This window comes from Microbacterium sp. NPDC055665, from assembly GCF_053618035.1.
The window spans coordinates 136,626-162,941 of the sequence record NZ_JBSHGY010000002.1; the positions used below are offsets into that span (position 1 = coordinate 136,626).

Annotated in this window: 26 protein-coding genes; 14 read left to right on the forward strand and 12 right to left on the reverse strand. The window is 68.9% G+C overall.

Features of this window, described 5'->3' with window-relative positions; translation table 11 throughout:
- Positions 1-21 precede the first annotated feature (21 nt).
- The 4 genes from ACWGO6_RS06315 to ACWGO6_RS06330 form a co-directional block, all read right to left on the reverse strand.
- Positions 22-1,023 carry an ABC transporter substrate-binding protein gene (locus ACWGO6_RS06315; protein ID WP_136043261.1) on the reverse strand — a complete coding sequence of 334 codons (1,002 nt, stop codon included), beginning with the start codon at positions 1,021-1,023 and terminating at the stop codon, positions 22-24.
- A 157-nt stretch (positions 1,024-1,180) separates the two neighbouring features.
- Complete coding sequence (locus ACWGO6_RS06320) at positions 1,181-2,215, reverse strand: ABC transporter permease (RefSeq protein ID WP_205820392.1); 1,035 nt, start codon at positions 2,213-2,215, stop codon at positions 1,181-1,183.
- Positions 2,215-3,717, reverse strand: coding sequence for a sugar ABC transporter ATP-binding protein (locus ACWGO6_RS06325; RefSeq protein WP_452326207.1), 1,503 nt, complete (start codon positions 3,715-3,717; stop codon positions 2,215-2,217). Before ACWGO6_RS06325 ends, ACWGO6_RS06320 begins: the two co-directional genes overlap by 1 nt.
- Before the next feature lie 200 nt (positions 3,718-3,917).
- Positions 3,918-4,787 carry a sugar phosphate isomerase/epimerase family protein gene (locus tag ACWGO6_RS06330; protein ID WP_452326208.1) on the reverse strand — a complete coding sequence of 290 codons (870 nt, stop codon included), beginning with the start codon at positions 4,785-4,787 and terminating at the stop codon, positions 3,918-3,920.
- A gap of 194 nt (positions 4,788-4,981) precedes the next feature.
- Here ACWGO6_RS06330 and ACWGO6_RS06335 point away from each other — a divergent pair, with 194 nt between their 5' ends.
- Positions 4,982-5,983, forward strand: coding sequence for a LacI family DNA-binding transcriptional regulator (locus tag ACWGO6_RS06335; protein ID WP_452326209.1), 1,002 nt, complete (start codon positions 4,982-4,984; stop codon positions 5,981-5,983).
- Between the two features lie 23 nt (positions 5,984-6,006).
- On the opposite strand, the gene ACWGO6_RS06340 is transcribed toward ACWGO6_RS06335, so the two are convergent.
- From ACWGO6_RS06340 to ACWGO6_RS06350, 3 genes are read right to left on the reverse strand one after another with little or no spacing between them, the layout of a single operon-like run.
- On the reverse strand, positions 6,007-6,426 hold the full coding sequence (locus tag ACWGO6_RS06340) for an RbsD/FucU family protein (protein ID WP_452326210.1): 420 nt from the start codon (positions 6,424-6,426) through the stop codon (positions 6,007-6,009).
- Positions 6,427-6,457: 31 nt separating this feature from the next.
- Positions 6,458-7,456, reverse strand: a complete 999-nt coding sequence (locus tag ACWGO6_RS06345) for an aldo/keto reductase (RefSeq protein WP_452326211.1) — start codon at positions 7,454-7,456, stop codon at positions 6,458-6,460.
- Complete coding sequence (locus tag ACWGO6_RS06350; protein WP_452326212.1) at positions 7,443-8,738, reverse strand: L-fuconate dehydratase; 1,296 nt, start codon at positions 8,736-8,738, stop codon at positions 7,443-7,445. Before ACWGO6_RS06350 ends, ACWGO6_RS06345 begins: the two co-directional genes overlap by 14 nt.
- A 124-nt stretch (positions 8,739-8,862) precedes the next feature.
- Here ACWGO6_RS06350 and ACWGO6_RS06355 point away from each other — a divergent pair, with 124 nt between their 5' ends.
- From ACWGO6_RS06355 to ACWGO6_RS06365, 3 genes are all read left to right on the forward strand, one after another.
- Positions 8,863-9,723 (forward strand): fumarylacetoacetate hydrolase family protein, encoded by an 861-nt coding sequence (locus ACWGO6_RS06355; protein WP_452326213.1) that lies wholly within the window; start codon positions 8,863-8,865, stop codon positions 9,721-9,723.
- Entirely contained in the window at positions 9,705-10,475 is a 771-nt protein-coding gene (locus tag ACWGO6_RS06360) for an SDR family NAD(P)-dependent oxidoreductase (protein ID WP_452326214.1), read from the forward strand. Before ACWGO6_RS06355 ends, ACWGO6_RS06360 begins: the two co-directional genes overlap by 19 nt.
- 262 nt (positions 10,476-10,737) lie before the next feature.
- A complete protein-coding gene (locus ACWGO6_RS06365; protein WP_452326215.1) occupies positions 10,738-11,736 on the forward strand; it encodes a DUF559 domain-containing protein in 999 nt (332 codons plus the stop codon).
- Between the two features lie 100 nt (positions 11,737-11,836).
- Here ACWGO6_RS06365 and ACWGO6_RS06370 read toward each other — a convergent pair whose 3' ends face one another.
- Positions 11,837-12,811, reverse strand: a complete 975-nt coding sequence (locus ACWGO6_RS06370) for an amidohydrolase family protein (RefSeq protein WP_452326216.1) — start codon at positions 12,809-12,811, stop codon at positions 11,837-11,839.
- Between the two features lie 46 nt (positions 12,812-12,857).
- Between ACWGO6_RS06370 and ACWGO6_RS06375 the strand changes: the two genes are divergently transcribed.
- Positions 12,858-13,535 carry a FadR/GntR family transcriptional regulator gene (locus ACWGO6_RS06375; RefSeq protein ID WP_136043272.1) on the forward strand — a complete coding sequence of 226 codons (678 nt, stop codon included), beginning with the start codon at positions 12,858-12,860 and terminating at the stop codon, positions 13,533-13,535.
- A 59-nt stretch (positions 13,536-13,594) separates the two neighbouring features.
- Here ACWGO6_RS06375 and ACWGO6_RS06380 read toward each other — a convergent pair whose 3' ends face one another.
- A complete protein-coding gene (locus ACWGO6_RS06380) occupies positions 13,595-14,257 on the reverse strand; it encodes a transaldolase family protein (protein WP_376101229.1) in 663 nt (220 codons plus the stop codon).
- Positions 14,258-14,375: 118 nt separating this feature from the next.
- Here ACWGO6_RS06380 and ACWGO6_RS06385 point away from each other — a divergent pair, with 118 nt between their 5' ends.
- From ACWGO6_RS06385 to ACWGO6_RS06405, 5 genes are read left to right on the forward strand one after another with little or no spacing between them, the layout of a single operon-like run.
- On the forward strand, positions 14,376-15,338 hold the full coding sequence (locus ACWGO6_RS06385; protein WP_136043274.1) for a ribokinase: 963 nt from the start codon (positions 14,376-14,378) through the stop codon (positions 15,336-15,338).
- 49 nt (positions 15,339-15,387) lie between these two features.
- A complete protein-coding gene (rbsD, locus tag ACWGO6_RS06390) occupies positions 15,388-15,792 on the forward strand; it encodes a D-ribose pyranase (protein WP_452326217.1) in 405 nt (134 codons plus the stop codon).
- On the forward strand, positions 15,792-16,604 hold the full coding sequence (locus ACWGO6_RS06395) for a GntR family transcriptional regulator (protein WP_136043276.1): 813 nt from the start codon (positions 15,792-15,794) through the stop codon (positions 16,602-16,604). The genes rbsD and ACWGO6_RS06395 overlap by 1 nt, the downstream gene beginning before the upstream one ends.
- Before the next feature lie 21 nt (positions 16,605-16,625).
- On the forward strand, positions 16,626-17,684 hold the full coding sequence (locus ACWGO6_RS06400) for a PLP-dependent cysteine synthase family protein (protein ID WP_136043277.1): 1,059 nt from the start codon (positions 16,626-16,628) through the stop codon (positions 17,682-17,684).
- Between the two features lie 23 nt (positions 17,685-17,707).
- Positions 17,708-18,223 carry a glycine cleavage system protein R gene (locus ACWGO6_RS06405; RefSeq protein ID WP_452326218.1) on the forward strand — a complete coding sequence of 172 codons (516 nt, stop codon included), beginning with the start codon at positions 17,708-17,710 and terminating at the stop codon, positions 18,221-18,223.
- Positions 18,224-18,241: 18 nt separating this feature from the next.
- Here ACWGO6_RS06405 and ACWGO6_RS06410 read toward each other — a convergent pair whose 3' ends face one another.
- On the reverse strand, positions 18,242-18,925 hold the full coding sequence (locus ACWGO6_RS06410) for a FadR/GntR family transcriptional regulator (RefSeq protein WP_452326219.1): 684 nt from the start codon (positions 18,923-18,925) through the stop codon (positions 18,242-18,244).
- 178 nt (positions 18,926-19,103) lie between these two features.
- Here ACWGO6_RS06410 and ACWGO6_RS06415 point away from each other — a divergent pair, with 178 nt between their 5' ends.
- The 4 genes from ACWGO6_RS06415 to ACWGO6_RS06430 are packed head-to-tail and all read left to right on the forward strand — an operon-like array spanning position 19,104 to position 23,591.
- Positions 19,104-20,339, forward strand: a complete 1,236-nt coding sequence (locus tag ACWGO6_RS06415; protein WP_452326220.1) for an aminotransferase class V-fold PLP-dependent enzyme — start codon at positions 19,104-19,106, stop codon at positions 20,337-20,339.
- 58 nt (positions 20,340-20,397) lie between these two features.
- The gene (locus tag ACWGO6_RS06420; protein ID WP_452326221.1) at positions 20,398-21,708 is read left to right on the forward strand and encodes an ABC transporter substrate-binding protein; all 1,311 of its coding nucleotides are present in this window, start codon (positions 20,398-20,400) and stop codon (positions 21,706-21,708) included.
- Positions 21,709-21,711: 3 nt separating this feature from the next.
- Positions 21,712-22,674 (forward strand): carbohydrate ABC transporter permease, encoded by a 963-nt coding sequence (locus ACWGO6_RS06425; RefSeq protein WP_376101238.1) that lies wholly within the window; start codon positions 21,712-21,714, stop codon positions 22,672-22,674.
- Complete coding sequence (locus tag ACWGO6_RS06430) at positions 22,671-23,591, forward strand: carbohydrate ABC transporter permease (RefSeq protein WP_452326222.1); 921 nt, start codon at positions 22,671-22,673, stop codon at positions 23,589-23,591. The genes ACWGO6_RS06425 and ACWGO6_RS06430 overlap by 4 nt, the downstream gene beginning before the upstream one ends.
- 110 nt (positions 23,592-23,701) lie before the next feature.
- On the opposite strand, the gene ACWGO6_RS06435 is transcribed toward ACWGO6_RS06430, so the two are convergent.
- Both ACWGO6_RS06435 and ACWGO6_RS06440 read right to left on the reverse strand, forming a co-directional pair.
- A complete protein-coding gene (locus tag ACWGO6_RS06435; protein ID WP_136043283.1) occupies positions 23,702-24,715 on the reverse strand; it encodes an aldo/keto reductase family protein in 1,014 nt (337 codons plus the stop codon).
- Positions 24,716-24,783: 68 nt separating this feature from the next.
- Positions 24,784-26,298 carry an aminotransferase-like domain-containing protein gene (locus ACWGO6_RS06440; RefSeq protein ID WP_452326223.1) on the reverse strand — a complete coding sequence of 505 codons (1,515 nt, stop codon included), beginning with the start codon at positions 26,296-26,298 and terminating at the stop codon, positions 24,784-24,786.
- Positions 26,299-26,316: the final 18 nt, after the last annotated feature.

Here is a 26,316-nt window from a genome sequence, read left to right on the forward strand (position 1 = left end):
GCTTTTTCGTTCAGCGGGGTGTCACTCGTAGAGCACCGCGGCGATCTTCTCGTCCTCGATGTTGCTCTTGTCGTACCAGTACGAACCGGTGTCGTAGAACTCCTCGACGTCGTCGCCGTTGGCCGCGTCGTACGCGGCCTGGACGACCTGCTCGCCGATGCCGATCGGGTCCTGCGTGATCGCGCCGGCCATGGTGCCGTCCTTGATGGCGTTGATCTGCGCGGCACCGGAGTCGAAGCCGACGATGGTGATCTTGCCCTTCTCCAGGCCCAACTCGTTGACGGCGTTCACGACGCCGATCGCGGAGCCCTCGTTGGTGCCGTAGATGCCCTTGAGGTCGGGGTGGGCGGCGATGATCGTCTTGGCGATGTCGGCCGACTTCAGGTGGTCGCCGTCGCCGTACTGGATGTCGACGATCTCGATGTCGGGGTAGTCCGCCTCGATCTTCTCGACGAAGCCGTCACGACGCTCGACTCCGGTCGAGTTGATCTGCGAGTGGCCCACGATGGCGACCTCGCCCTCGCCGCCGATCAGGTCGGCCATGTGCTCGGCGGCCAGCGCACCGGCGACCTTGCTGTCGGTGGCTGCGAGGCTCAGGCCCACGTCGCCGTTGCAGGGTGCGTCGAAGTACACGACGGGGATGTCCTTCGACTTCGCCTGCTCGAGCGGAGCGACGCACGCCTCGGGGTCGAGTGCGGCGTAGGCGATGGCATCCGGGTTCTTGTCGATCGCGGCGGTCAGCATCTCGAGCTGCTGTGCGATCTCGGTCTCGGCGGCGGGGCCGTCGAAGGTGATCGTCACCCCGAGCTCCTCGGCCTTCTGCTCGGCGCCCTTCTTGACGGCCTGCCAGAACTGGTGCTGGAAGCCCTTCGAGACGAGGGCGATGTACATCTCGCCGTCGCCGCTGCCGGTGTCGCCGCCGGAGCCCTCCTCGATCACGTCACCGCCGCCGGCACAGCCGGCGAACACCAGCGCGGATGCGGCCACGAGGGCCGCGAATGCGGTCTTCTTCCCGAATTTCATGAGAACTCCATTGTTTGAATACGAGTCGGATGGTTCTGTGTGGTGCCGGCCAGGCCGACGTGATGGGACATTCCTGGTGCCTGTGCGGATCGCTCCGCGGTTCCGGACGGGTCCGGGTGGGACGGCAGCGGGCACGGGTTTCGCCGCCGCCCTGGTCTCAGGTGCGCTGCCGGTTGCGCAGCGAATCGAGGAAGACGGCGAGCAGGACGACGACGCCGACGACGATGTTCTGCCACTCGGGTTGGATCGACATGATCCGCAGGCCGTTGACGAGGACGCTCATGATCAGCGCGCCGATCACGGTGCCGAGGATCGAACCGCGCCCACCGAGCAGCGATGTGCCGCCGATGATCACGGCCGCGATGGCCTGCAGCTCGTACCCGGTGCCGATCTGCGGCTGGGCGGAGTCGAGGCGGGCCGCGATGACGATGCCCGCGATGCCGGTGAAGGCTCCGGCGAACATGTAGATGAGGATCGTCCAGCGGCGGGTGTTCACACCGGAGAGGCGGGTGGCCTCCTCGTTCGAGCCGATCGCGAAGGTGTAGCGGCCGAGGAGGGTCTTCGACAGCACGAGCCAGGCGACGATCGCGAGGGCGGCGGTGATGAGCACGGCGTTCGGGATGCCGGGGATGATCACGCCGAGGGCGATCTTCTTGAAGTCGGGAGCCGAAGTTGAGAAGTAGATCGGCGCGACGTTCGAGATCACGAGGGCGAGGCCGCCGGCGATCATCATCATGGCCAGCGTCGCGATGAACGGAGGCAGCCGCAGGAACGTGATGTTGACGCCGTTGATCAGCCCCATCAACACGCCGGTCGCGATACCGCCGATCACCCCGAGCCAGACCGGGAGGCCGAGGTTGGTGACGATGACGCCGGTCATCACGGCGCACAGCGCCATGCCCGTCCCGATCGACAGGTCGATCCCGCCGGTGATGATGACGAACGTGGTGCCGAGGGCGAGGATGCCGATGACGGCGGTCGACAGCAGCACGGTGGCGATGTTGCTGAAGGTGAAGAAGTTCGGGCTGGCGATCGAGAAGAAGATGACCAGCACGATGAGTGTGCCGAACGCGAGCGACTGCTGGAACTGCCGCTTCAGGAATGCGCCGACATCCCTCTTGTCCGTGTTCTCGTTCACGGCGGTCTGGATGATCGTCGTCGTCGACGATCCGGGCTGCTGCGGGGTGCTCATCAGTCTTCCTCCCCATGGGCTGCGAGTTGCATGATCTTCTCCTGGCTGGCTTCCTCGTTGCGGAGCGTCCCGGTGATGCGACCGTTCGCGAACACGGCGATGCGGTTCGCGACCCGGAGGATCTCGGGGAGCTCGGACGAGATGACGATGATGGACTTGCCCGCGTCGGCGAGCTGCTGCATGAGGCGGTAGATCTCCTCCTTCGCGCCGACGTCGATCCCTCGGGTCGGCTCGTCGAAGATGAGGATGTCGCAGTCGCGCATCAGCCACCGGGCGATGACGACCTTCTGCTGGTTGCCTCCGGAGAGGAGCTTGACGACCTGGTTCACCGACGGCGTCTTGATGCGCAGCTGCTGCACGTAGTCCTTGGTGCGGTTCTTGGCCTTGCTGTCGCCCATCCATCCGATGCCGTTGGCATAGGAGCCGAGCGAGGCGAGCACGGTGTTGAACGTCACGTCCTGCTCGAGCATGAGACCGAGCAGTTTGCGGTCCTCCGAGAGGTAGCCGACGCCGTGATGCACCGCATCCGCCGGCTGGGCGATCCGCACCATGCGACCGTCGATGGAGATCGTGCCGCTGTCGCGGTGGTCGGCCCCGATCACGGCCCTGGCGGTCTCCGTGCGCCCCGCGCCCATCAGCCCGGCGAAGCCGAGGATCTCGCCTTTGTGGAGCTGGAACGAGACGTCCTTGAGGAGGGTCTTGGTCGACAGCCCCTGCACCTCGAGGACCACCGGATCGTTCGCGTGCTCGCGGGCCTGGGGGCGGGTTCCCTCGTCGATCACCCGTCCGACCATCATCTCGATGATCGTCGGGATGGTGATCTCGGCCCTGTCGAGTGATCCGATGTATGTGCCGTCGCGCAGGACGGTCACGCGGTCGGCCAGACGGCGCAGCTCGTCCATGCGATGCGAGATGTAGACGATCCCGGTGCCCCGCGCCTTGAGCTGCTCGATCAGCACGAAGAGCGTCTCGACCTCGGTGTCGGTGAGGGCCGAGGTGGGCTCGTCCATGATCAGGACCTTGGCGTTGAAGGACAGCGCCTTGGCGATCTCGACCATCTGCTGCTCGGCCACCGTGAGCTCGCCGACGAGCTGCCGGGGGTTCAGGTGGATGTCGAGGCGCTGCAGCAGCTCGGCCGTCTGCGCGTTCAGCTTGCGCTCCGACAGGAACGGCCCCGTGGTGGGCTCTCGGCCCACGTAGATGTTCTGCGCCACGGTCAGATCAGGCATCAGGTTGAGCTCCTGATGGATGATCGTGATGCCGAGCTCCTGCGCCTGGAGGGGGCTCGTGAGCTCGACTTCCCGGCCCTCGAACGTGATCGTGCCCTCGTCCTTGGTGTAGATCCCCGAGAGGATCTTCATCAGGGTCGACTTTCCCGCGCCGTTCTCGCCCACGAGCACCAGCACCTCGCCGGCGTGCACCTCGAGGTGCACGTCCTTCAGCGCCTGCACGCCGGGGAATCCTTTGCTGATCCCCTCGACCCGGAGGATGGGTCCACTCATGCGCTCACCTGCTTCCTTGAAGGTCATGCTTCGACGTCGACGGATCATTCCGTCGCAAACATCGGATCAATTCTGCTTCCTACGCTACGGGCAGCGCAAGTTGTATCTGAATGTATCTAAAGACGGCCGGATGCGGAAGACCTGTAATGACATCTTGATCTTCCGTCTGTCGCTTCGCTGTTCCGGCCCGGGAGTCCCGCTCAGTGGAGCCGGATCGAATCGACGGCCACGAGCTTGTCGCGGATGTACGCGTTGGCATGGGCGCCGAGTTCGGCATTGTCAGTCCAGAGGTTCCGCCAGATGCCGAGCATGCGGCTGAGGTCGGGGGCGACGACCGCCGACGAGAACGATTCGAAGACGATCGGACCGTCGTACCCGATACGACCGAGCGCCTTGAAGAAAGTGTCGAAGTCGACGGTCCCGGTACCGAGATAGCCCCGGTGGCTCTCGCCGATGTGCACGTAGCGCAGGGCGGGGGCGGCGTCGAGCACCGGCGCGAACATATCCGACTCCTCGATGTTCATGTGGTACGTGTCGAGATGGATTCCGAGGTTCGGGCGATCGACCTCGGCGACGTAAGCCAGGGCCTGACGCGCCGTGTTCAGCACGTTCGTCTCATAGCGATTCACGACCTCGAGCGAGACCGAGACGCCGCGCCCGGCGGCGTGGTCGGCGACCCGCGCGATCGCGGCCCGGCTGCTCGCGAGCCCCTCGGCAGTCACCGGCTCCATGTACTTCTTCATGGCGCTGTAGATCACGCCGCAGAAGTGCTGACCGCCGAGATCCGCGAGCACGTCGACGGCCTTGATGAGCAGTGCTTCGCCGGCCGCGATGATCGCGGGGTCGACGCTTGTGACATCGGTCGCCTCGGAGAGCCCGAGTGATGCGCTGACGGCGAGGTCATGCTCCTCCAGCGCATCCTTCGCGACGGAGACGTCGAACGAGAACGGGTCCATCAGCGGGAACTCGATGAGATCGAAGCCCGCCTCCTTCGTCTTCCGCACCGCCAGCCGGATGCCCTCGGCATCGAAGTTCCCTGTCCAGACGAGCCCGTGGCAGCCGATGTTCATGAGGCCTCTCCCAGCGGGTGTGCGGCACCGTCGCCGTCCAGAGTTGGCACGTGCCAACTCCGGTGTGCGAGTCACGCTACGTCGGGCGGGAGAACCCTGTCAAGAACTTTCTTGGCACGTTGCAACTCCTCCGATATCCTGAGGCCGCCGGCCGGGCGGGAAGCCCGACCGACGCGGCCAGACGAAGGAGACCCATGCCCGCGAGCGTCAAGGACGTCGCCGCCCTCGCCGGGGTCTCCTCCTCCACCGTCTCGAACTACCTCAACCACCCGCACGTGCTCGGAGCGGCGAGCCGGGAGCGGGTGCGGGCGGCGATCAAGCAGCTCGGCTTCGTGCCGAACGAGTCCGCTCGGCAGCTGCGTGCGGGTGCGAGCAAGGCTCTCGCGCTCATCCTGCTCGACGCCTGGCTGCCGTATTTCCACGACCTCTCCCGCGGGGTCGAAGACGTGGCGCGCGAGGGCGGCTGGTCGCTGTTCTTCAGCAACAGCAACCGCGACGACGCGCAGGAGCGGCGCAACCTCGACATGTTCGAGGCGCACCGGGTGCAAGGCATCGTCATCTACCCGCTCGGCGACGTGGTGCCGCGTCTGGAAGCGCTCGCCGATCGCGGCATCCGCTCCGTCGTGGTCGGCCCGATCCCCGATTCGTCGAAGGTCGCGTCGGTGCTGTTCGACGATCGCGCGGGCGGGCGACTCGCAGGAGAGCATCTCGTGGAGCTCGGCCGGAGGCGCATCCTGTTCCTCGGCAGCCCGGCGGTGAGCCAGTCGAACGACCGCCTCGCCGGGCTTCGCGAGGCGGTGGCGGGGACCGACGCGAACGTGTCGACCCTCGACGTGCCGCACCTGGCGACCGAGGACGGTCTGCAGGCCGGGGCGCAGATCATCGCGATGCCCGCCGCCGAGCGGCCCGACGCCGTGTTCGCCGCGAACGACATGGTCGCGCTCGGCGTGCTGACCCAGCTCCTGCGCCACGGCATCCGGGTGCCGGAAGAGATCGCACTCGTGGGGTTCGACGATGTCGCCCAGGCGCACCAGGGCGTTGTGCCTCTCACGAGCGTGCGGCAGCCCGGCTACGAGATCGGCCGCGCCGCCGGGGCCGCCCTCCTGCAGCAGCTCGCCGATCCCTCGGCTCCCCCACCTGCGACGACGCCGTTCCCCGCCGAGCTCATCGTGCGGGAGTCGACCGTAGGTCGCTGAGGCGGGCCGTCCTCCCTCACGCCTCACGCGGAGGTGTGCCCGACGACCCCCTTGCGCAGCAGCGCGTTGCCGTACTTGCGGGTCTCGCCCGTGCGCACCAGCAGGTAAGCGGCCTTCGCGACCTCGTAGTACGCGAACCGATCGACGAAGGCCGTCGTGTCCACGGCTGTGCCCGCCGCCGCCATGAGTTCGTGCTGCACATCGAGCACCTCGCCGTCCGCTGAGGTCATGAGATCGATGCCCGGCGCGTCGTCGAGGGGCAGCACGGTGCGGATGGCCGCGACGACCTCGGGCGTCGTCGTGCCGGGGAGGTCGATCACCCGTGCGCCCAGGCCCCATGCGGGGAAGTGCGCATCGGCGACGACCACGGCGTCGGAGTGCCCCATGCGGTCGAGGTGCAGCAGCAGCTCCCCGGTCAGCAGGGGATGGATTCCTTCGAGCATGAGTGCTCCTTTTCGTCGAGCCGCGGGCGATTCAGGCGGCGGGCGGGTCAGCGGGGATGAGCCCCTCCGCTGCCAGGTTCTCCCACAGCGCCGGCGGGATCTCGAGCGCGGCGTACTCCGCATTCTGCCGCAGCTGCGCGGGGCGACTGCCACCCACCACGACCGAGCGCACGACGTCGGACTGCAGCGGGAACTGGATCGCCGCCGCGGGCAGCGGCACGTCGTGGTCGGCGCACACGGCGGCGATGCGCACGAGCCGGTCCCAGAGCTCGTCGGGAAGCTGCCCGTACTCGTAGCGCCCGTCACGACGCGGCTCGCTCGATGCGAGCAGCCCGGAGTTGAAGACGGATGCCGCGACGATCCCGGCCCCGGTCGCCCGGCAGGCGGGCAGCACGTCGACCGCGGCCGGCTGCTCGAGCAGCGTGTAGCGGCCGGCCACCATGATCAGGTCGAGGTCCGCCGAACGCACGGCGGCCGAGAGCGCGCCCGACACCATCGAACCGATGCCGATAGCGCTCACCTCACCGTCGGCGCGCAGCCGTTCCATCGCCGGAAGTGCTTCGGCGAGCGCGAGGTCGAGGTCGTGCCGCTCGGGGTCGTGCAGGTAGAGCAGGTCGATGCGCTCGATGCCCAGGCGTTCGCGGGACTCCTCGATGCTGGCGCGGATGCCCGCGTCCGAGAAGTCCCACACGCGCTGCAGGTCGTCCGGCACATGGAAGTCGTTCGCGGTGTCGAGGCCGCCGGTGCGGTCGGGGTTCGGCCGCAGCAGGCGCCCGGCCTTGGTCGAGAGGACGTAGTCCTCCCGCGGCTTGGTCTGCAGGAACGCCCCGAGCCGACGCTCCGAGAGCCCGAGTCCGTAGTGCGGCGCCGTGTCGTAGAAGCGGATGCCGCTCTCCCACGCTGCATCCAGCACGGCCCACGCCTCGTCGTCGGTCAGCGGGCGGAACAGGTTGCCCACGTTCGCGGCGCCGTAGCCCAGCGGGGGCACCGACAGACGCTCGGGCACCCCGTTCAGATCAGGCGCCGACATGGGCACCCTTCCAGGTATAGGTCGCGATGCTGTCCGCCTTCATCTCCATGCCGCTTCCCGGCGCGGTCGGCGCCATGTAGGAACCTCCCCGGATGTCGGTGGGCACGACGAAGTGCTCGTGCAGGTGGTCGACGAACTCGATCATGCGGCCCTCGCGGGTGCCGGTCACCGCGACGAAGTCGAACATCGACAGGTGCTGCACCGCCTCGCACAGACCCACCCCACCTGCGTGCGGGCAGACCGGCACGCCGAACTTCGCGGCGAGGAGCAGGTTCGCGATGTTCTCGTTGACGCCGGCCACGCGCACGGCGTCGATCTGCATGACGGAGATCGCCTCGGCCTGCAGCAGCTGCTTGAAGATCACTCGGTTCTGCGCGTGCTCGCCGGTGGCGACGCGGATCGGCGCCACACCGCGGGCGATCTCGGCGTGACCGAGCACGTCGTCGGGGCTGGTGGGCTCCTCGATCCAGGCGGGGTGGAACTCGGCGAGCGCGTTCACCCACTCGATCGCCTCCGACACCTCCCACCGCTGGTTGGCGTCGATCGCGATCGGGAAGTCCGGCCCGCACACCTCCCGCGCCTTGCGGAAGCGTCGGATGTCGTCATCGAGGTCGGCGCCGACCTTGAGCTTGATCTGCGTGAAGCCGTCGGCCATGGCCTCACGGGCGAGGCGCTCGAGCTTCTCGTCGGAGTATCCGAGCCACCCCGGGCTGGTCGTGTAGCCCGGGTATCCGGTGTCGAGCAGCTGCCGCTCGCGCTCGGCGCGGCCGGGCTCGGCGGCACGCAGGATCGCGAGGGCATCCTCCCGTGTGAGGGCATTCGTCAGGTAGCGGAAGTCGACGAGGTCGACGAGCTCCTCCGGCGTCATGCGCGCGAGCAGCTGCCAGAGCGGGAGCCCGGCGCGCTTGGCCTTGAGGTCCCACAGCGCGTTGATGACCGCGCCGATGGCCATGTGCATGACTCCCTTCTCGGGTCCCAGCCAGCGCAGCTGCGAGTCGCCGATGATGTCGCGGAACGTGCCGCCCATGTCATCGAGCAGGGGCTCGATCTCCCGCCCCACGAGGTGCCCCGCGAGCGCATCGATGGCTGCGACCTGCACGTCGTTGCCGCGACCGATCGTGAAGACGAACGCGTGCCCCTCGTTGTCGTCGTCGGCGTCGGTGCGCACGATGACGTACGCGGCCGAGTAGTCGGGGTCGGGGTTCATCGCATCCGACCCGTCCAGGCTCAGGGACGTGGGGAAGCGGATGTCGGTGGTGTCGAGGGCGACGATACGGCTCACGGGATTCCTCTCCATGCACGGCTGATTTCTTCCGCGCGGATCCCTTGGAGTGTAAACATCGGATGTCTATACTGTCAACGAGACCGGCCGCCTCACCGCGGCCTCCCGATCGATCAGGAGAAACATGAAGTTCGCGCGGCTCGGCACCCCCGGGAATGAGATCCCCGTCCTCGTGGAGGGCGACCGATACCTCGACCTCCGCTCCGTGACATCCGATGTGAACGGCGACTTCCTCGCGGGCGACTTCGCCTCCCGCGTGACGGCCGCCCGGGATGCCGGCGAGCTGCCCGAACTCGCTGATGCCGCGTCGATGCGCATCGGCGCCCCGATCGCCCGCCCGAGTGCGGTGATCTGCATCGGCATGAATTACGCGGCGCACGCGGCCGAGTCGGGTTCGGAGCCGCCCACCATCCCGATCCTGTTCCTCAAGACGCCCAACACGGTCGTGGGGCCGGACGACGCGGTGACCATCCCGCGCGGCAGCGAGAAGACCGACTGGGAGGTCGAGCTCGGCATCGTGATCGGTGCCCGCGCCGCCTACCTCGACTCCCCCGAGGAGTCGCTCGCCCACGTGGCGGGGTTCGTCGCCGCGAACGACATCTCCGAGCGGGCGTTCCAGATCGAGGTGTCGGGCGGGCAGTGGTCCAAGGGCAAGATCGCGCCCGGGTTCAACCCGACCGGCCCCTGGCTGGTCACCCCCGACGAAGTCGACCACCACGCGCTCGGCCTTCGCAGTTTCGTGAACGGCGAGCCGCGCCAGGACTCGAACACGAGCGACATGATCTTCACGGTCGAGCACATCGTGCACCACCTGTCGCAGTACGTGACCCTCGAGCCGGGCGACCTGATCCTGACCGGCACTCCGCAGGGCGTCGCCCTCTCGGGCAAGTACCCCTACCTCGCGCCCGGCGACGTGGTCGAGATCGAGATCGACGGCCTCGGCCGTCAGCGACAGGAGTTCGTGGCATGGGAGGCCCGGAAGTGAGCGCGGATGGACTGAACGGGCTGGTGGCGATCGTCACCGGCGGAGCATCCGGAATCGGCGCGGCCATCGCCCAGCGTCTGCACGCCGACGGGGCCACCGTCGCGGTCCTCGACCGTGACATCGCCGCGGCCGACCCCGCGTTCGCCGCCTTCACGGCCGACGTCTCCGACCGCGCGAGCGTCGACGCGGCGGTGACCGCCGTGGCCGAGAGGTTCGGGCGCATCGACATCGTCGTCAACAACGCCGGCATCGGCGCGCAGGGCGACATCGCCGCGAACGACGACGACGAATGGGCCCGCGTGCTCTCGGTCAACGTCACCGGCATCGCCCGCGTGACCGCTGCGGCGCTGCCCTGGCTGCGGAATTCTCCGTCGGCGGCGGTGTGCAACACGGCATCCATCGCCTCGACCACCGGACTACCGCAGCGGGCGCTGTACAGCGCGTCGAAGGGAGCCGTCGCAGCCCTCACCCGTGCGATGGCCGCCGACCACCTCCGCGAGGGCATCCGCGTGAACGCGGTCAACCCCGGCACGGCTGACACCCCGTGGGTGGGACGCCTGCTCGACTCGGCAGCCGACCCCGCCGCCGAGCGTGCGGCCCTCGAAGCCCGCCAGCCGCACGGTCGCCTGGTCAGCCCCGACGAGGTCGCCGCCGCGGTCGCCTATCTGGTCAGCCCCGCTGCGGGCTCGACCACCGGCACCTTCATCGAGGTCGACGGCGGCATGGCTCAGCTGCGCCTGCGCGCGGAGTAGCTCCTCCTTCCGCCTTCCGCCATCCGCCTTCCGCCTTCCGCCATCCGCCGCGCACGTTCCGGTCGCAGTTGACGCCGGTCAGCCCGACTCACGCACGTTCCGGTCGCAGTTGACGCCGCGTCCATCGCGCGAGGACGGCAGCAACTGCGACCGGAAGCGCAGAGACCGACGCCGGACGGCAGCAACTGCGACCGGAAGCACGGCGCCGCGCCACCTGTGGAAAGCCGCAGCAGCGTCCGAGCAACCCTGCGATCGTGGCGCGATGACTTCGTCTCGCCCCCTTCCTGCGCATCTCGGCGCGTCGTTCTCCGTGCAACAGGCTCTGGATGCCGGGATCAACAAGGGCCGCCTGCGCAGACGCGACCTCGAGATCCCGTTCCGTGGAGTTCGGCGACAGGTGAGCACCTCCGCCGATCGCGACGATCTCGATCCGTACGAGCGACAACAGGTCGAGAGACGCATTCGCGCGCACGAGTATGGCCCTCGGCTGCGCTCGGGTCAGTTCCTCAGTCACGAGAGCGCCGTCGCGATCTGGGGCGGTCCCCTCCCTCTGGTGCTCGCTGACGGACGGCCCGCCGACGGGCGCACACTCCCTGTACACGTCACCACCCACGGTTCGGGTCCTCTCGTCCGCGCGGAAGGAGTACGAGCTCATCGACTTCGCGCGCCTGTCGCCCGCATCCTCCGCCCATCCGGACTGACGGTCGCCAGCCCGGAGCTGACGTTCGCCGGTCTCGGAACGTGGAGTCTGCTCGACCTCGTCGCCCTCGGTGACTACTTCTGTCGTGTCTGGCGAGTCGGACACGGCCGACCGCATGCAGGCAAGGCCTCCTACTCGACCGTCGATGGACTGCGCACCGCAGTCGAACTCGGACGCCGTGTCGGCGCTACCCGCCTTCGACAGGCGATCGAACTCATCCGCGAGGACTCCTGGTCTGCACGCGAGTCCGCGGTGCGGTGTCACATCGTCTGGGCAGGCCTGCCCGAACCGGAGCTCAACGTCGATGTCTATGACGACCACGGCCGGTTCCTCGCCTGCGTGGATCTCGCGTATCCGACCCGGAAGGTCGCGATCGAGTATCAGGGGCTCCGGCACGCCCAGCGCTACGCCGCAGATGTCGAGCGGATAGCCGCCCTTCGGGCCGCGGGCTGGACGGTGATCGAGGTCACCAGCGCCCTCTTCGCGCGCCCTGAGGAGCTGATCCTGCGAATCCGACGTGCTCTCGTCGGGCACCCCGGCACCAGTTCCGGTCGCAGTTGACGCCGCTTCGATCGCGCGAGCGCGGCAGCAACAGCGCCCGGAACGCCGAGGCCGACTCCGCGCGGCAGCAACTGCGACCGGAACGACGAGCAGACGACCCTCAGCCGCGGTGGCCGCGGAGCCAGCCCCGGATGCCGGAGCGCGGAGCCTCGTCCGACGGGATATGGCGCGGCTGAGCGGTGCGATAGAACTGCTCGGCATTCCCCCACAGGAGCGCATCGAGGTCATGCCCTCGCGCATCCGCCCAGGCGATCACGGTGTCGGCCCAGCGCGTGCGAGCCGTCGGCTGATAGGTCGGCGAGCCGTCGGCCGGAGCGTGCGGGTCGCCGACCTCGGCCGGTCCGATGACCGAGACCGGCCAATCGCTCCCCCACATCAGCCGCTCGATCCCGAACGCATCGGCCGCCACATCGAGGAACGGGATGAGCTGCGCCGCGCTCCAGTCGCCGCCGGCCTCACCGGGCAGCCCCGAGAGCTTGCAGAACGCGTTCGGGTGGCGCGACAGCTCGGTCAGGTCGCGCACCCATTCCGGGGTCGGAGCGAGCGGGGCAGCAGCCGTGCCCACCCTGGGCTTGCCGAGATGGTCGAGCACGATCCGCAGCTCCGGGATCGCACCGGCGAAGCGGGTGATGTCCGGGAGCTGGTCGGCGCGCACGCACGCGTCGAAGGTCAGGTCGCGCGCGGCGACCTCGCGCGCACCGGTCACGAACGCCGCCGATACCGCCAGTCCGTCCGGCTCTCCCTGCAGGTTGTGCCGGACACCCACGACGAGAGGCTCGGCCATGAGCCCCTCCAGGTGTGCGACCGTGTCGGTGCCGCGGTCGAGACGGATGCCGGCGACGATGCCGACGATGCCGAGTGCGGCGGCCCGGCCGGCGACCCACTGCACTTCGTCGAGGAAGTCCTCTGCCACGGTCTCGGCCTGCACGAACACCGACTTCTCCGACTGCGCCCCGGGTAGACGGGCGTGCTCGAGCTCGAGTTCGGCGAACCGGTACGCCATCGGCCCCTCGAGCCAGGTGTAGGTCAGAGCCTCCGGATCCCAGAGGTGCAGATGTGAATCGAGAACGCGCATGGCTCCATCCTGCCGGAGACATCCGATCAATCGCTAGGATGACGCCATGGCAGTCACCGACGAGGCGATCGAGAAGATCAAGGCGATGATCGTCGCGGGCGAGCTGGCCCCCGGTGATCGACTTCCCCCCGAGAAGGAGCTGTCCGAGCGACTCGGCCTCTCCCGCAGCTCGATGCGCGAGGCGGTCAAGGCACTGGAGGTCATCCGGGTCCTCGACGTGCGCCGCGGCGACGGCACCTACGTGACGAGCCTCGAACCGCATCTGCTGCTGGAGGCGATCTCGTTCGTCGTCGACATGCACGACGACGACTCCATGCTCGAGATCTTCGCGGTGCGTCGGATGCTGGAGTCGCAGGCGACAGGGCTCGCGGCCACCCTCGGCACCGACGAACAGATCGCCGAATTGCAGGACGAGGTCGATTCCGTCGATGCGGCGGTCACGATCGAGTCTCTGGTCGACCACGACATCCGCTTCCACCGCGAGATCGTCGCGATGTCCGGCAATGCATACCTCGCGAGCCTGATCGAGCACCTCAGCAGTCAGACCGTGCGCGCTCGCGTGTGGCGCGGCCTCACCGAGGGTGGCGCGGTCGAGCGCACCCTGTCGGAGCACCGGGCCATCGCCGACGCGATCGCCCAGCACGACTCCGCCCTCGCGATCTCCCTCGCCACCGCTCACATCGCGGGCGTGGAGCGCTGGTTGCGCCAGGCGGCGGCGAGCTGATCCCGCCCACCGCGGTTCAGCAGACCCGGGTTCAGCAGACCGGGTTCAGCAGACCGGGTTCACGCGCCCAGGCGCACCATCGCGGCGTCGAACTCCGCCGCTGAACTGTCGCTCACCTCGTGGAAGAGCACCCGGTCGAGCACGTCGGGCGCGGCGGTGAAGTAGGGCACTCCCGCCAGTCGCAGGCCGGTGATGTCATCCGGCGAGCGCAGGGATGCCGCGAGCACGTTCGAGTCGCTCCCCGCGCACACCGCCTGCATCCGGGCGATCGTCGCGTCGCCGTCGAGTCCTGCGTCCCGCATCCGTCCGAGATACGGGGCGATGTATTGCGCACCGATCGAGGCGCACGCCAGCGCCTGCGCGACCGAGTACACGGCCGTGACGAGCACCGTGGCGCCGTCGCGCACCAGAGCGGATGCCGCGGCGAAGCCCGCGGCCGTGGCCGGAACCTTCACGGCCACCCGGTCGCCCAGCGCACGGATGCCCTCGGCGTTGCGGAGGAACGAAGCGGTGTCGCCGCCCCAGGTCTGGAAGAAGATCTCACGCGCTCCCTCCGACTCCCACCGGGCGTAGAGCTCGGGGATCTCGGCGGCGGTGCGGCCTCCCCGTTCGAGGATGGTCGGGTTCGTGGTGACGCCGTGCACCACACCCGCAGCGAGCAGCGGGGAGACGCGGTCGACATCGGCGCTGTCGACGTACAGGCGTGGCGCGATCGGGTTCATCGGGGTCTCCTCGCGGGCAACCTGTCGTTACAGGCGCGGATTCGGCTAATGTAATGACAGCCACCGCGGTCTGTCAAAGCGTCGGCTACGCCTGCCGTCGAGGAAGATCAGGAGCGAGATGACCCCCGCACACCCCGAGGACCGCACCGGCGTCGTCATCGTCGGCAGCGTCACCGCCGATGTGACCACCTTCTCCGGGCGCCTGCCCGCCAGGGGCGAGACGATCCTGGGCGACGAGTTCACCCTCATGCTCGGCGGCAAGGGCGCGAACCAGGCCGTCGCGGCCGGACGCTCCGGTGCGCGCACGAGCTTCGTCGGCTGCGTGGGAGACGACCTGTTCCACGACCTCGTCGTGGACGGACTGACGGCGGCGGGAGTCGACCTCGCACACCTGCGCACGGTTCCGGGCCCCACCGGCGTCGCGCATATCCGCGTCGACTCGTCGGCGCAGAACGACATCGTGATGGTGCCGCTCGCGAACGCCGCGCTGAGCGCCGCGCAGATCGACGAGGCGCTGGCGGCCCTCGCCCCCTCGACCTCGGTGCTGCTCACCCAGCTCGAGACGCCGTCCGCGCTCACCGCCCACATCACCGCGCGCGGGCGCGAGCACGGCATGACCGTGATCCTCGACCCGGCTCCGGCCGCCGAGCTCGACGCCGAGATCTGGCGGAGCATCGACATCGTCACGCCCAACGAGACCGAGGCGACGCTGATCAGCGGCATCGAGGTGACGGATGCCGCGTCGGCCGAGCGCGCCGGACGCTGGTTCCTCGCCCAGGGGGTCGGCGCCGCCGTGATCACCCTCGCGGGCCAGGGCTCGTGCGTCGTGACGGCCGAGGGCGCTTCCGTGATCCCGCCCTTCCCCGTGGAGGCGGTCGACACGACAGCGGCGGGCGACGCCTACGCCGGCTACCTCGGCGCCGCTCTCGCGAACGGCAGCACCCTGGCGGATGCCGTGCGCCTGGCCACCGCGGCCGGCGCGCTGACCGTCACGAAGCAGGGGGCCTCGCCGAGCCTTCCGCACCGCGCCGACGTCGACGCGTTCCTGACGGCGCGCACGCCCGCCCCCGTCGCGAGCTGAACCAGCGAACGAGCTCACGACCCGAGCATCCGGAGAACCGAGGAGACACATGCGTAAGACGGCCACCACGATCAATCCCGCGCTCTCCCGCGTGATCAGCGAGACCGGGCACACCGACCTGATCGTCGTCACCGACGCGGGCCTGCCCATTCCCCCGGGCGCCGAGCGCATCGACCTGGCCTATCGCCCCGGCGCTCCGGCATTCCTCGACGTGCTCGACACCGTGCTCGCCGAGCTGGTGGTCGAAGGAGCGACCGTCTCGGCCGAGGTCGCCGAGAAGAGCCCGGAAGTGCTGGAGGCGCTGCGGGAGAGGTTCGCCGGCTCGGGGTTCGAGATCGACCTCATTCCGCATGTGGAGTTCAAGAAACTCAGCCAGGGCGCCCGCGCGTTCGTGCGCTCCGGCGAGTTCACCCCCTACGCGAACGTGATCCTGCACGCGGGGGTGGCGTACTGATGGCCATCGTCGACGACGCGATCGATCGGCATTCCGCCGCACCCATGTACGACCAGCTGCGCCAGCTGATCATCGACGGCATCGCCCGCGACGGCCTGCAGCCCGGCGACCCGCTGCCCGGCGAGCACCGGCTGTGCGAGCGGTACGGCATCTCGCGCACCGTCGTGCGCCAGGCGCTCGCCCAGCTGGAGCACGAGGGTCTGGTCGAGCGGGTGAAGGGCAAGGGCACGTTCGTCTCGCGCCCCCGCACGAGCGAGAGCCTCGTGCACACGCTGGTCGGGCTGTACGACGACGTCGAGCGCCGCGGCGGACATGTGCACAGCGACGTGCTGCGGCACGAGCAGGCCACGGCCGACGAGGAGGTCGCGCTCGCGCTGGAGGTGCCGGTCGGCTCCCCGGTCGTCGTACTGGAACGTCTGCGCCACGTCGACGGCGAACCCTGGTCGCTCTCGACGACGTGGATGCCGGAGGCCGTGGGCTCCGTGACTCTCGGCGCCGATCTGACCGAGGGATCGCTCTACCGGCTGCTCGCCGACAATGACATCGTCGCGACGCACGGCGTGCGCTCGGCGGAGGCGACCGTGGCCACACATGAGCAGGCGCAGCACCTGGGGGTCAGCGCCGGGTCGGCCCTGCTGCGACTGCGCAGCATCAGCCGCAGCTCCGACGGCACGCCCATCGAGTACTTCATCGCGTACCACCGCGGCGACCGCTCGCGCTTCGAGTTCCAGCTGCGGCAGGAGCAGGGACAGGCCTCGCTCTTGCATGTCGACGGTGACGGCGGCGCCTCGCCCGCCGGGACGGTCGGCTGACCGGCCGGTAGTCTCGAGGGCATGAGCGACTGGACCAGCACCGCGATCGCCCTGCTGGAAGCCGACGCCAACCGCAGCGCCGACACGCACCTGCACCTGTTCCCGCTGCCGCCCGAGTGGGGCATCGACCTGTACCTCAAGGACGAGTCCGTGCACCCGACCGGGTCGCTCAAGCACCGCCTGGCACGCTCGCTCCTCCTCTACGGACTGGTCAACGGCCGTATCCGCGAGGACACCACCCTCGTGGAGTCGTCGAGCGGGTCGACCGCGGTCTCGGAGGCGTACTTCGCCCGGATGCTGGGTCTGCGTTTCATCACGGTCGTGCCGCGCTCGACCGTGCAGGAGAAGATCGACCTCATCGAGTTCTACGGTGGCACCTGCCACTTCGTCGACCGCGCCGAGGACATGTCGCCCGAGGCGCAGCGCCTCGCCTCCGATTGCACGGGCCACTACCTCGACCAGTTCACGTTCGCCGAGCGCGCGACCGACTGGCGCGGCAACAACAACATCGCCGAGAGCGTGTTCAGCCAGCTCGCGCAGGAGCGGCATCCGATCCCCGCCTGGATCGTCACCGGCGCCGGCACGGGTGGCACGAGCGCGACCTTCGGGCGGTACGTGAAGTACCGCCGGCACGAGACCCGCATCGCCGTGGTCGACCCCGAGGGCTCAGCGTTCTACGACGGGTGGGCAGGCACTGTCGACCCGCCGGCCGGGCGCCCCAGCCGCATCGAGGGCATCGGCCGGCCGCGGGTCGAGGCCTCGTTCGTACCCACCGTGATCGACGAGATGATCCGCGTCCCCGATGCCGGTTCGATCGCCGCGATCCGGATGCTGCGCGAGCGCACCCTGCACTGGGCCGGCGGCTCGACCGGCACGAACCTGTACGGCGCGTTCCAGCTCATCGCCCGGATGCGAGCCGCGGGCGAGACCGGCAGCGTCGTGACCCTGATCTGCGACAGCGGGGTCCGCTACGCCGGCACGTACTACTCCGACGAATGGGTGGCGGCGCAGGGCTGGGACCTCGCCCCGCACCGCGCGCGGCTGGATCGGTTCCTCGAGACGGGCGTCTGGGTGGAGTGAGTGCTGCGGGCTACGCTGGCCGCATGACAACTCTGATCCTCACCGTCGCGGGTGCAGACCGTCCCGGACTCGTGGCCGCCGTCGCCGATGTCGTGGATGCACACGGCGGCAACTGGGAGAACAGCTCGCTGGCGGAGCTCGCCGGAACATTCGCGGGCGTGATCGAGGTCTCGGTCGCGGACGACCGGGCGCCGGAGCTGAGTTCCGCACTGCGCGGACTCCAGGGGCAGGGGCTGCTGACTCTCGCCGTGCTCACCGGGACACCGGCTGCGGATGCCGCCGACGACCGACTGCTCCAGATCCAGGTGCTCGGCAACGACCGGCCCGGCATCGTGCGCGAGGTCTCCGGGGTACTGAGCGCCCATGCCCTGAGCATCGAGGAACTCGCCACCGAGACCCGGGATGCCGCGATGGCCGGCGGCCGCCTGTTCGAGGCGTCCGTGGTGGCGAAGGTCCCCGCCTCGGTCGACCTCGATGCCCTGCGCGACGACCTCGAGCGCCTCGCCGCCGAGATCCAGGTCGACATCACCCTCGACTGACCGGACGGAAGACCGCCCTCAGTCCTCTACCCCGGAGTACTTCCGCACCCAGTACTCCGTGTATGCCACGTGCGCCGAGGCCGCAGCGCTCGCGGCGACGGGGTCCGCCGCGGCGAGCCCCCGCAGGATCGCACGGTGCCCGGCATCCGAGTGCACCTTGAGCTCGGCGGCGTCCCCGGGTTCGGAGATCCGGTAGGCCCGCGAGCGCGACCGCAGCACGTCGATCAGACTGGTCAGCGCCTCGTTGCCGGCGACGCCGGAGATCGCCATGTGGAACTCGTGGTCCAGCCGCGACTGCTCCTCGAAGTCAGTCGTCGCCTCGATCTCGGCGAGCACGCGGTCCAGCGACTCGACGGTCTCCTGATCGATGCGCGCTGCGGCGAGGGCGGCGGCATGGGGTTCGAGCACGCGGCGCAGCTCGGTGAGTTCGAGCACGCCCGCCATCGGCAGCAGCCCGACCGTGAGCGACAGGCTGCCGATCAGGTCGGCCGCGCGCAGTTCGCTCACGTAGCTGCCGGATCCGTGCCGCGTCTCGAGCACGCCGAGGGCGGCGAGCATCCGGATCGCCTCACGGAGGGATCCGCGGGAGACGCCGAGTCGTTCACAGAGTTCGCCCTCGCTCGGCAGCCGATCCCCGGGCCGTAGCGCGCCATCGGCGATCAACGCCCGCAACCCGTGCAGCGCCGTGTCCAACGCACCCATCGTCATCCTCCCCGACGCCGTCGATCTGACACCGCCGACTCTTCTGCGAGTCTGTCGGAACCGTCACGGCCGACAAACTCGTATGACAAGTATGTTTCCGTTTTGGGTTTTCGTGGCGTATATCGACAGTCTGTGGCAAAGTTGTGCAACAACTCGCCCGACTCATCGATGAGGACTGATGCCCGCACCGCTGTTCCCCGCACCGCTCACGCTGAACTCCGGCCTGCGAGCGCGCGACGCCTGGCCCCTCGACCCGGCAGTGACCCACCTCAACCACGGATCCTTCGGCGCGGTCCCGTCGGTCGTCGTCGCGCATCAGGATGCCTTGCGCCGTCGCGCAGACCTCAGCCCGGTCGAGTGGTTCCCGCGCATCGCCGAGCGCGTGCAGGAGGCCCGCGAGCGCACCGCCCCGTTCGTGGGAGCCCGGGCGGAAGACAGCGTCTTCGTGCCCAACGCCTCGGCCGCGGCGACCGTGGTCTACAACGCACTGCAGCTCGAAGCCGGCGACGAGATCCTCGTGACCGATCAGGGATACGGCGCCATCACGATGGGAGCCGAGCGTCTCGCCCGCCGGTTCGGCGCCGGCGTCCGCACCGTCGCCCTCCCGTTGCTGTCCTCCGACGACGAGATCGTGCAGCTCTTCGTCGACCAGCTCACGCCCCGCACCCGCCTCATCGTGGTCGACCAGATCACGTCGCCGACCGCCCGGGTGCTGCCGACTCGGCGCATCGCCGACGCGGCGGCCGAGCGCGGCGTGCGCACGCTCGTCGACGGCGCCCACGCTCCCGGTCTGATTCCGGATGCCGCTGCCGTGGCGGGCGGCGACTGGTGGTTCGGCAACCTGCACAAGTGGCCGTGCGCACCGCGCGGCTCCGCCCTGCTGGTCACGTCCGCCGCCGACCGCGACGAACTCTGGCCGCTCATCGACTCCTGGGCCGCGCGCGAGCCGTACCCGGAGCGCTTCGACACCCAGGGCACGATCGACGCCACGACCTACCTGGCCACACCCACCGCGATCGACTTCATCGAGAGCGAGTTCGGCTGGGCGGCCGCACGCGCCGCGATGGCGGAGATCGCGGATGCCGGCGCCGAGCTGATCGCCGAGGCCCTGCGCCCGTACGGCGATGAGGACCCGCTCACCCCGCTCCCCTCGCCCGTGCCGTCGATGCGGCTCTTGCGTCTGCCGCTCGGACTCGGCGCGACCCGCGAGGAGGCCGACGCCCTGCGCATGGACCTGCTCGACGCGGTCGGGGTCGAGACGGCGTTCACGAGCTTCCGCGGCGTCGGGTACTTCCGACTCTCGGCACACCTCTACAACGAAGCCGCCGATTACGAGGCCTTCGTCGAGCGCTGCATCCCGCAGATCCTGAGCCGTGCCGGCATCCGCCCCGCCGACTCCCTCATCCTCCCCTGACCGCACCCTTCCCACCCGCCCGCAACACCCACCCCCAACCCCCACCGAGAGGCACATCGTGAAGAACAAGATCTTGACGACCGCAGCGGGATTCGGCACCGTCGCCGTCCTCGCTCTCACCGGCTGTTCCGCGAGCTCCGGCCCGTCCGCCGACGGCAGCGTCACCCTGCAGATGGTCGAGAGCCTGACCAACCCCGCCCGCACCGAGCTCCTGCGCGGACTGCTCGACGACTTCGAGAAGGCGAACCCGAAGATCACGGTCAACCTCGTCTCGCCCCCCACCGAGCAGGCTGACGCGAAGATCCAGCAGATGCTGCAGTCCGGCAAGGGCGTCGACGTGCTGGAGGTACGCGACATCACGGTCGGGCCGTTCGCGAACAACGGCTGGCTGTACGACCTCGGCCCCGATCTCGAGAAGTGGGACGGATGGGATGCGCTGACCGACAACGCCCAGTCCGCCTCGGTGGCCGAAGACGGCAAGAGCTACTTCGTGCCCTACGGCTTCTACGGCCTGTCGCTGTTCTACCGCACCGACCTCGTGGAGGAAGCGGGCTTCGACGGCCCTCCCCACAGCTGGAAGGACCTGCTGGAGCAGGCATCCGCTATCCAGGACCCGTCGAACAACATCTACGGCTACGCCTTCCGCGGCGGCCAGAACGCCAACAGCAACGTCGTCGCGGCCATCGAGGCGTACACGATCGACGGACTCGACGTCGACGACGCGTTCCTGATGGAAGACGGCTCGACGATCTTCGCCGCCCCCGAGGCGCAGGAAGCCGTCGACGACTACTTCGACCTGTTCAAGGAGGCTTCCCCGCCCTCGGCCGTCTCGTGGGGCTACCCCGAGATGGTCGCCGGCTTCACGAACGGCACGACCGCGTTCCTGCTGCAGGACCCCGAGGTCATCGCGACCGTGCAGGACTCTTCGCTGACCGAAGACCAGTGGGACACCGCGCCGCTGCTGGTCGGCCCGTCGGGCAAGGCTGCTCAGCCGCTCGCCGTCGCGGGCTGGGGCGTCGCCGAGAACAGCGAGAACAAGGAGGCATCCGTCAAGCTGGTCGAGTTCCTCTCGTCCGCCGAGCCCGCCACCGAGTTCGCACAGGCCAACAGCCTGGTGCCGATCATCTCGGCCGCGGCCGATGACGAGTTCTACTCGTCGGGCCCGTGGACCAGCTACGTCACCATGACCGAAGACCCGGAGATTTACGTCAACGTACGCCAGCCGCGCGGTGTCAGCTGGTGGACCGAGTGGATCCAGAAGTCCGACCAGGACGTGCAGAACGTGCTGCTGGGCAACATGTCGACCAGCGACCTGCTGGCATCGTGGGATGCGTTCTGGACCGAGAAGTACGCCGCGGAAAAGGACTGACCTGTGGCCCGCACCGCTCAGAAGGGAGGCTCCGTCGGCACTGCTTCGCAGCAGACCGCCGCCGGGGCCTCCCCGACATCCCGCCGACGCCCGTTCCGCGGACGCCAGGCGTGGACGCTGCTGGCCTTCCTCGCGCCGGCGATCGTCTTCGTCTGCTGGTTCACCTACTGGCCGATGCTGCAGGGCGCACGCATGGCCTTCCACGACTGGAACCTGTGGGACCTCACGTCGACGCCGTTCGTGGGCTTCGACAACTTCCTCGCGGTGTTCCGCGATCCGGCCTTCCCGACGGTGGCGTGGAACTCGGTGCTCTGGGTCGTCGGCTCGCTCGTACCGCAGCTCGTGATCGGGTTCCTGATCGCGCTGGCCCTGCGCAAGAAGTTCCGCTTCCGCGGGCTCTACCAGGCGCTGGTGTTCTTCCCGTGGGCGGTGTCGGGCTTCCTGATCGGCATGCTGTTCCGCTGGATGTTCAACGCCGAGTTCGGCGTGGTCAACGACCTGCTCATGAAGGCGGGGCTGATCGACGCCCCGCTCCCCTGGCTGGCCGATCCGAAGCTCGCGATGTTCGCCGTGATCGTCGCCAACGTCTGGTACGGGGTCACGTTCTTCGCGATCATGATCCTCGCGGCCCTGCAGTCGGTGCCCGACGAGATGCTGGAGGCGGCGAGCCTCGACGGCGCGGGCAAGTTCCGGCAGCTGTTCTCGATCATCATCCCGTACATCTCGATGACGCTGCTGCTGACGATCCTGCTGCGCGTGATCTGGATCTTCAACTTCCCCGACATCATCTACGCGATGACCAACGGCGGTCCCGCCAACCAGACGCACATCATCACGACCTGGATGATCAACTACACCCAGCAGGGCAACTACGGCTTCGCGAGCGCGATCGGCCTCATCGTGATGGCCGTGCTGTTCGTGTTCTGCGCGTTCTACCTGATGGCGATGCGGAGAGTGCAGCGATGACCATGACAGACGCCTCCCGGAAGGGAACCTCGATCACCGAGACACGGCGAATCACCGTGCCGGACCCGGCATCCGCAGCGCGTCCGAGGCCCCGCGTCACGATCGGCGGCGTCATCCGTGTGGTCGGGCTCGGCCTCTGGCTTGTGATCACCCTGTTCCCGCTGTACTGGATCGCGCTGACATCGTTCAAGTCGCCGGGCACGATCAACCGCTTCCCGATCGAGTACTGGCCGAGCGAGCCCTCGCTCGAGAACTACGTCAGCCTGTTCGAGAAGAGCTCGTTCGGTGTCTTCCTCGGCAACTCGGCCCTGGTCGCGGTCGTCGGCGGTGCGGTGGCGACGCTCATCGCGCTGCTGAGCGCCTACGTGCTCGCCCGGTTCGAGTTCCGCAGCAAGGGCGCGATCCTGATCGCGTTCCTGTTGACGCAGATGATCCCCGCGTTCATCGCGCTGGGACCGCTGTACTCGATGATGACCGACCTGGGGCTGGTCGACACCAAGCAGGGCCTCATCCTCGTGTACATCGCGATCTGCATCCCGTTCTCGACCGTCATGCTGCGCGGTTTCTTCGAGAACGTGCCGGATGCGCTCGAAGAGGCCGCGATGATCGACGGATGCTCGCGCCTCGGTGCCCTGTTCCGGGTGCTCGTCCCGGTGATGACACCCGGCATCATCGCGGCGTTCATCTTCAACTTCGTGAACTGCTGGAACGAGCTGTTCCTGTCGGTCGTGCTGATGAACACCGACGCGAACCGCACCGTGCCCTCGGCGCTGAACGGCTTCATCTCGACGTTCAACATCGATTGGGGCTCGATGAGCGCCGCCGCCGTGCTGACGATCCTGCCGACCATGGCGATGTTCGCGCTCGCGAGCCGCTGGATCGTGCAGGGCCTGACCGCGGGTGCCGTGAAGGAGTAGCCTCCGCATCTCCGCCGAGACCCCCCGTTATCGCCGAGACCCCCGCCTGCGAACGTATGCAGGCGGGGGTCTCGGCGCGAAGACGGGGCTTCAGTGAGAGTGCCCGAGAATCAGGTCAGGCGCGCCTTCGGCGAGACCGAGTAGGTGTGCTCGGCGTCGCGGTTGACCGTGTCGCCCAGGGCCGTGTCGATCGCGGCCAGGGTGTCGGCGTCGAGCTTCACGCCCGAGGCCTTGACCGTCTCGGCGAGCTGCTCCGGACGCGAGGCACCGACCAGCGCGGCCGCGACGTTCGGGTTCTGGAGCACCCATGCGATCGCGAGCTGCGGCATCGACAGCCCCGCCTGCTCGGCGATCGGCTTCAGCTTCTGCACGGCGGAGAGGATGTCGTCCTGCAGGAAGCTCTTGATGAAGTCGGCGCCGCTGTGCGGGTCGGTCGCGCGCGAGCCCTCGGGCACCGGCTGACCGGGCAGGTACTTGCCGCTGAGCACGCCCTGCGCCATCGGCGACCAGACGATCTGCGAGATCCCCAGCTCTTCGGACGCCGGAACGACCTTGCCCTCGATCACGCGCCACAGCATCGAGTACTGCGGCTGGTTCGAGATGAGCTGGATGCCGAGCTGCTTGGCGAGGGCGTGCCCCTCGCGCAGCTGCTCCGCCGTCCACTCCGAGACGCCGATGTAGAGCGCCTTGCCCTGACGGACGACGTCGGCGAATGCCTGGAACGTCTCTTCCAGCGGGGTCTCGTAGTCGAAGCGGTGCGCCTGGTACAGGTCGACGTAGTCGGTGCCGAGACGCGTGAGCGAGCCGTTGATCGACTCGAAGATGTGCTTGCGGCTCAGGCCGGTGTCGTTCGGACCCTTGGGTCCGGTCGGGAAGTAGACCTTCGTGAAGATCTCCAGCCCCTCACGGCGCTGCCCCTCCAGAGCCTTGCCGAGCACGACCTCCGCAGCCGTGTTGGCGTAGGTATCGGCGGTGTCGAAGGTGGTGATTCCGGCATCCAGTGCGGCGTGCACGGTCTTGACCGCGGCGTCGTCACCGACCTGCGAGGCGTGGGTGACCCAGTTGCCGTAGGTGATCTCCGAGACCTTGAGACCGCTGTTGCCGAGATAGCGATAGTTGACCATGGAACAACGCTACTGGCTGCGTGCGATGGTCGGGCTGGATGCCGGCATCCGCCGTCATGCGCGTCATCCTAGGAAGGCATCCCGAGGGTCTCCCGATACTCGCGCCAGGCCGCTCCGAGCCGACGGATGCCCTCGGCGAGCACGTCGTCGGGTGCCGTGAACGGGATGCGGATGTGGTCGTCCGGAGACGCCGACACCGCGAACGCCGCGCTCCCGGCGATCGAGACCCCGTGCGTCGCGGCGACCCTCGCGAGCGCGGCGGCGGAACCCACCGGAACCCGGACCCACAACGACAGCCCGCCGCGGGGCGGCTCGACGTTCCAGTCGGGCAGATGCTCGGCCATCAACTCCTGCAGCAGCCGGAGGCGCTCCTGGTGGATGCGACTGTTCGCCCGGCGGAGGTCGTCGGCGCGGGCGATCAGGTCGAGGGCGAGCAGCTGCCCCGGCACGCTCGTGGACTGGTCGGCGAGCTGGCGGGCCCCGCGCAGCCGGCGCACGAGCACGGGGTCAGCGCGCAGCCAGCCGATGCGCAACCCCGCCCACACCCACTTCGACACCGACTCCACGACGATGATCGGGGCGTCCGCCCGTTCGGCGGCGAGGGTCGGCGGCACCACCCCGTCGAAGGAGATGCCGGCCACGACGCGGTCCTCGATCACAGGCACGCCGTACTGGGCGGCGAGTTCGGCGACGCGATGCCGCGCGGCAGCAGGAAGGCGCGACCCCGTGGGGTTCTGGTGGTGGGGGTTGAGGGCGACGAGCACGGGTCGCAGGCGAGCGAGCGCCTGTTCGAGCGCGTCGACGTCGAGCCCGTCCGGTCCCATCGGGACGCCGTGCACCGTGCCACCGCGCAACCCGACCGAGTCGGTGACGCCCGGCCAGGTGATCTCCTCGGCGAGGACGACGTCGCCCGGGCTGACGAGAGCGTTGACGACGAGGCTGATGGCCTGCTGCGCGCCATGCGTGACGAGGATCTGCTCCGGCGTCGTCGGGGTGCCCTCGGCGATGTACATGTCGGCGATGAGGGTGCGCAGCGCGGGGAGGCCTGCGGGGTCGGTCTCGGGCAGCAGCGCCAGCTCGAGCCGCGGCGTGTGCTCGCTGATGAGCTGCACGCCCAGCTCGGAGATCTGCGGCACGGTGCGCAGCAGGTCGATCGCATTGGGCAGCGCCGAGAACAGCGCCTCTCCCCGCCCCTGCCGTTGCACGGGAGCCACGGATGCCGCCGCACCGGCGATGCGCGTGCCACTCCCCTGCCGCCGGTCGACCAGACCACGCTCGGCGAGGTCGGCGTATGCGGCGACGACGGTGCCGCGCGACACGGAGCTCGCCGCGGCGAGAGCGCGCTCGGCCGGCAGCCGATCGCCGGGGCGGAGTTCGCCCCCCGCGATCAGAGACTCGATGCCGCGGGCGAGCCGAGTGGCGAGCGTGCCGTCGCCATGCGTCCAGCGACCGAGTCGCGCCGAGAGTGCCTCCGAAGCGACCTCGCCCGCGCGTACGAGAGCCGGTGCCGCATCCGCGGATCGTGCAGGGATGGCCGATCCGTGGTCCATCGGCCGGGGATTGGCCCTGTCATCCGTGCTCATGAGACCTGATTCTGGACC